The organism is Micromonospora sp. S4605 (assembly GCF_003176715.1).
Lineage (GTDB): Bacteria > Actinomycetota > Actinomycetes > Mycobacteriales > Micromonosporaceae > Micromonospora > Micromonospora echinaurantiaca.
Genome location: NZ_QGSW01000110.1, coordinates 1 through 5,420, shown reverse-complemented (window position 1 = coordinate 5,420; position 5,420 = coordinate 1). Strand labels below are relative to the sequence as shown.

Genomic DNA, 5,420 nt, shown 5'->3' with positions numbered 1-5,420 from the left:
GCTCCGCGCAGGCCCCGCCCGGCCCGGCCGCGTCGTGAACCGGCAGCGGGCCTGCTGGGCGCTGCTGGCCGTGCTGGTGCTCGCGCAGATCTGCTACCCGCTGACCACCGGGACGACCCGGGCCCGGCTGACCGTGGCCACCGTCGGCCTCGGCTGGCTGCTCTCGGTCGGCCACGCGCTGCTCAGCCGGGGTACGCGTACCGCCGTGGCGCTGGTGGCGGTGGCCACCGGCGGCGGGTTCGCCATCGAGGCGCTCGGGGTGGCCACCGGCTTCCCGTTCGGCAGCTACGACTACTCCGGCCAGTTGGGCCCGAAGCTGGCCGGGGTGCCGCTGGTCATCCCGCTGGCGTGGACCTGGATGGCCTGGCCGGCCTGGCTGACCGCGGTCCGGCTCAGCACGCCGCCCGACCCCGTGACCCCGGCCGGTGACCACCACCCCGGGTCACCGGTCGCGCTCGCCGTCCGGCGGATCGCGCTGGCCGCGCTCGGGCTGGCCACCTGGGACCTCTTCCTCGACCCGCAGATGGTGGCCGAGGGCCACTGGGTCTGGCGCGACGCCACCCCGGCGCTGCCCGGCCTGCCCGGCGTCCCGATCAGCAACTACCTCGGCTGGCTGCTCTTCGCGGTGCTGCTGATGACCGCGCTGCGCCCGCTGGCCGGGCCGGCGGTGGCCGGCACCGACCGGCGGGACCACCCGATGTTCGCGCTCTACCTGTGGACGTACGGCTCCAGCGTGCTGGCCCACGCGGTCTTCCTCGACCTGCCGGCCTCCGCGCTGTGGGGCGCGGCCGGCATGTCGGTGACCGCGGTGCCGCTCGCGCTGACGCTGCTGCGGACCCGCCGCGCCGACCGGCCGGCGTCCCGCCCGCCCCGGCGCGCCCGCGCCGACGTCCCGTCATGAGCGAGCGGACCATCGGACCCAGCGCGAAGATGCCGGCATGAGTGGCGTCCTGGCTCTGCTGCTCGGCGTCGCCGCGCTGACCGCGCACACGCTGGTCAACGCCGGCCGCTGGCTGCGCCGCCCGGCCGCGCCGCCGGCCCCGGTGGACGAGCCGGTCGCGGTGCTGCTGCCGCTGCGCGACGAGGCCGCCCGGGTCACCCCGTGCCTGCGCGCGCTGCTCGCCCAGCGCGGCGTGCCGGGGCTGCGGGTCGTGGTGCTCGACGACGGGTCCACCGACGGCACCGCCGAGGTGGTCCGGGCGGTGGCCGGCGACGACCCGCGGGTCACCCTGCTGCGCGGGGCCGCCCCGCCGCCGGGCTGGCTGGGCAAGCCGTACGCCTGCTGGCAGCTGGCCGGCCGGGCCGACCCGGCGGCCACCGCGCTGGTCTTCGTCGACGCCGACGTGGTGCTCGCCCCGGACGCGGTGGCGGCGGCGGTCACCGAACTGCGCGCCGCCCGGCTGACGCTGCTGTCGCCGTACCCGAGGATCCTGGTGGTCACGGCGGCGGACCGGCTGGTCCAGCCGTTGCTGCAATGGCTGTGGCTGACCTTCCTGCCGCTGCGCGCGATGGAGCGCTCACGGCGGCCGTCGCTGGCCGCGGCCGGCGGGCAGTTCCTGGTGCTGGACCGGGCCGGCTACGAACGGGCCGGCGGCCACGTCGCGGTCGCCGACAAGGTCCTGGAGGACATCGAGCTGGCCCGGGCGGTCAAGCGGGCCGGCGGCCGGATCGCGCTGGCCGACGGCTCGCGGCTGGCCACCTGCCGGATGTACGACAACTGGCCGCAGCTGCGCGACGGCTACACCAAGTCGCTCTGGGCCTCGTTCGGTCACCCGGTGGCGGCGGCCGTGGTGGTGGCGCTGCTGCTCCTGCTCTACACCGCGCCGCCGCTGCTGGCGGTGGGCGCGCTCGCCGCCGGGGCGGTCCCGGTGGGGGCGGCCGCCGCGGCGGCGTACCTGCTCGGGGTGGCCGGACGGGCGATCAGCGCCCGGGCGACCGGCGGCCGGTGGTGGCCCGACTCGCTGGCACACCCCGTGTCGGTCGTGGTCCTCGGTTGGCTGACCCTGCGGTCGTACCATCTGCGGAAGCGGCGCCGGCTGACCTGGCGGGGCCGCCCGGTCACCTAGGAGGCGGCATGGCGCGGATCGTGGTCGTCGGCGCCGGAGTCGGCGGGCTGGCCACCGCCGCGCGGCTGGCCGTCACCGGGCACCAGGTCACCGTCTTCGAACGGGCCGACACGGTGGGCGGCAAGCTCGGCCGGTACCGGCACGACACGCCGGCCGGCCCGTTCCACTTCGACACCGGACCCAGCCTGCTCACCCTGCCCGAGGTCTTCCACGACCTGTTCGAGGCGACCGGGGCGAAGCTCGACGAGTACCTCGACCTCGCGCCGCTGGACCCGATCGTCCGGCACGTCTTCCCCGGCGACGGCCCGGCGCTGGACTCGTGCGCCGACCCGGCCGAGTTCGCCGCCCGGATCGGCGCCGCGCTCGGCGACCGGGCCGCGGCCGACTGGCAGCGGCTGTGGCGCCGGGCCGGCCGCGTCTGGCAGGCCTCCCACCAGGACATCCTGCGCCGCCCGGTCGGCTCCCCGCGGGACCTGGCCGCGCTGGCCTGGCGGCTCGGTGACCTGGCCGCGATCGCCCCCGGCCGGAGCCTGCGCGGGCTGGGCCGTCGCCACCTGTCCGACCCCCGGCTGCGGATGCTGCTGGACCGGTACGCCACGTACACCGGCGCCGACCCGCGCCGGGCCCCGGCCGCGCTGGTCGCCGTTCCCTACGCCGAGCTGGCCTTCGGCGGCTGGTACCTGCGCGGCGGGCTGGGCACCCTCGCCGACGCGCTGCTGACCCGCTGCCTGGACCTCGGCGTGGTGGTGCAGACCGGCGCCGAGGTCACCCGGATCGACGCCGCCGGCGGCCGGGTGACCGGGGTACGCCTCGCCGGCGTCGCCGCGCCCGTCCCCGCCGACGCGGTGGTGGCCAACGCCGACGCGCTCACCGTCTACCGGGATCTGCTGCCCAGCCCGCGCCGGCTGGCCGGGCTCGCCGACCGCAGCCTGGCCGGCTTCGTGCTGCTGCTCGGGGTCACCGGCGAGTCCGGCCTGGCCCACCACACCGTGTTCTTCCCGCGCGACTACGACGCCGAGTTCGACGCGGTCTTCGGCGACCCGGGGCGCAGGGTGCGCGCCCGCCCGGCACCCGACCCGACGGTGTTCGTCACCGTCGCCGACGACCCACTGGTCCGCCCGGCCGGGCACGAGGCGTGGTTCGTGCTGGTCAACGCGCCCCGGCAGGGCACCGCCGCCGGCGCCGTGGACTGGCGGCGGCCCGGGCTGGCCGAGGCGTACGCCGACCGGATCCTGGACGTGCTGGCCGGGCGCGGCATCGACGTGCGCGACCGGCTGCTGTTCCGCGAGATCCGCACCCCGGCCGACCTGGACACGGCGACCGGCGCGCCCGGCGGGTCGATCTACGGCACGGCGGGCGGGCTGCTCCGCCCGGCCAACCGCGGCCCGGTACGCGGACTGTGGCTGGTCGGCGGCTCCAGCCATCCCGGCGGCGGCCTGCCGATGGTCACCCTCTCCGCGCAGATCGTCGCCGACGAGATCGGCCCCGCCTGGTAACCGGGCCGCCCGGCCGGCCCGCGACCGATCATCGCGGGGCCGCGGCCCGGTCCGGCGGCCGCTCCGCGTCGAGCAGGGCGCGGCGGACGGCGGAGAGGAGCTGACCCAGGCCGAAGGCGGCCAGCAGCACCCAGACGGCGGTGGCCATGGTGATGGTGCCGGCGGCGAGGTCCGGCTCGATCAGCCCGGTCAGCCCGGCCAGCAGCAGCCCGGCCAGGGCCACCGATACCCGGGTGGGGCGCTCCCCCACGGTCACCGCGCCGATCTCCCGCATGCCCGCGGCCACCGCCCGGGCCCGGACGTACTCGTGCAGCCAGGACAGCGCGCCGGCCGTGGCCACCAGCGCGCCCGGCGCGCCGACCAGCCAGAACGCGACCAGCCAGGCGACCTCACCGAGCCGGTCGGCGACCGAGTCGTAGACGTAGCCGAGCCGGGTGGTCCGGCCGGTGGCCACCGCCACCGCGCCGTCGACGCTGTCCGCCACCGCGGCGAGCAGCACGAACAGCGCCCCGAGGAACGGCCCGTCCCCCGGGCGTACGGCGAACACCGGCACGAGGACGCAGAGCAGCACGCCGGCCGCCGTCACCGGGGTCGGGCCGATCCGGAGCCGGGCGAGCACGTACCCGACGTGGTAGGCGAACCGCAGCCAGGCGCGCACCACCGGAGCCGCCACCCGGGGATCGAACCCGCCGTGCAGCCGGGCCCAGGCGGTCGCGTAGTCGTCCCACTTCAGCAGCTGTGTGCCCACCACGGATCAACCGTCGCACCGCGGCCGAGGTGTCGCGGCCCGTACGCTCACACCCGCGCGCCCACCTGGAGGTTCTGCCAGACCTCGCGGGTGGCCGTGGAGCGGTTGAGGGTGATGAAGTGGATCCCCGGCACGCCCTCGTCGAGCAGCCGCCGGCACATCTCGCTGGCCTGCTCGATGCCGAGCCGGCGCACCGCCTCCGGATCGTCGGCGACCCGCTCGAACCGTTCGGCCAGGGCCGGCGGGAACGGTGCCCCGGACAGCTGGACCGACCGCTCGATGGTGCTCAGCTGGGTCACCGGCATCACGCCGGCCAGGATCGGGGTGTCGCAGCCGGCGGCCGCCACCCGGTCGCGCAGTCGCAGGTAGTCGTCGGCGTCGAAGAACATCTGGGTGATCGCGAACTCGGCACCGGCCCGACATTTGCGGACGAAGTGCTCGGTGTCGCTGGCCACGTCGGGCGACCGGGGGTGCTTGTACGGGAAGGCGGCCACCCCGACGCTGAAGTCACCGGATTCGCGGACCAGGCGGACCAGTTCCTCGGCGTAGAGCACGCCCTCGGGGTGGCGGACCCACTCGCCGCCCGGGTTGCCCGGCGGGTCGCCCCGCACGGCCAGCACGTTGCGCACCCCGACCCCGGCGAGCCGGCCGATCACGTGCCGCAGCTCGGCGACGGAGTGGTTGACCGCAGTGAGGTGGGCCATCGGCAGCAGGGTGGTCTCGGTGGCGATCCGCTCGGTGACCGCGACCGTGGTGTCCCGCGTCGACCCGCCCGCGCCGTAGGTGATCGAGACGAACGAGGGCCGCAACGGCTCCAGCTCGCGGATCGCCTGCCAGAGCAGCCGCTCGCCCTGCTCGGTCTTCGGTGGGAAGAACTCGAAGGAGAAGGTCGGCTGGCGGTCACGGATCAGCTCCCCGATCGCCGGCTGCGACTGGGGAAGGACGGAGGGAAGACCGAGCGCCACGCCCCGACTCTAGCGGGCGACGCCGGTCGCACCCACGCCCTTCCCACCCCGTCGGACACCGGGCCACCCCGATGACACCGTCGCCGGGCCGGCGGGCGCCGGAGAGCGTCGTACCCGCGGGGTAGGAATGGGGCCAGCGCGGGTG

The 5,420-nt window shown here is 76.6% G+C and carries 5 protein-coding genes; 3 read left to right on the top strand and 2 right to left on the bottom strand.

All coding sequences use genetic code 11. The features are described 5' to 3' along the window. The 3 genes from DLJ47_RS06850 to DLJ47_RS06840 form a co-directional block, all read left to right on the top strand. The coding region (locus DLJ47_RS06850) for a carotenoid biosynthesis protein (RefSeq protein WP_446723537.1) at positions 1-901 on the top strand (901 nt) is incomplete at its 5' end. A 37-nt stretch (positions 902-938) separates the two neighbouring features. Continuing rightward, on the top strand, positions 939-2,066 hold the full coding sequence (locus DLJ47_RS06845; protein ID WP_109899219.1) for a glycosyltransferase: 1,128 nt from the start codon (positions 939-941) through the stop codon (positions 2,064-2,066). A gap of 8 nt (positions 2,067-2,074) precedes the next feature. Continuing rightward, on the top strand, positions 2,075-3,562 hold the full coding sequence (locus tag DLJ47_RS06840) for a phytoene desaturase family protein (protein ID WP_109899218.1): 1,488 nt from the start codon (positions 2,075-2,077) through the stop codon (positions 3,560-3,562). Positions 3,563-3,590: 28 nt separating this feature from the next. On the opposite strand, the gene DLJ47_RS06835 is transcribed toward DLJ47_RS06840, so the two are convergent. Together DLJ47_RS06835 and metF are read right to left on the bottom strand one after the other, a co-directional pair. Next, positions 3,591-4,313 carry a CDP-alcohol phosphatidyltransferase family protein gene (locus tag DLJ47_RS06835; protein WP_109899217.1) on the bottom strand — a complete coding sequence of 241 codons (723 nt, stop codon included), beginning with the start codon at positions 4,311-4,313 and terminating at the stop codon, positions 3,591-3,593. 44 nt (positions 4,314-4,357) lie between these two features. After that, positions 4,358-5,275, bottom strand: coding sequence for a methylenetetrahydrofolate reductase [NAD(P)H] (gene metF, locus DLJ47_RS06830; protein ID WP_109899216.1), 918 nt, complete (start codon positions 5,273-5,275; stop codon positions 4,358-4,360). Between the last annotated feature and the right edge of the window lie 145 nt (positions 5,276-5,420).

Excerpts from the sequence above, each read along its gene's own strand:
- DLJ47_RS06845 (WP_109899219.1), top strand. The coding sequence starts at position 939 with ATGAGTGGCGTCCTGGCTCTGCTGCTCGGCGTCGCCGCGCTGACCGCG.
- DLJ47_RS06840 (WP_109899218.1), top strand. The coding sequence starts at position 2,075 with ATGGCGCGGATCGTGGTCGTCGGCGCCGGAGTCGGCGGGCTGGCCACC.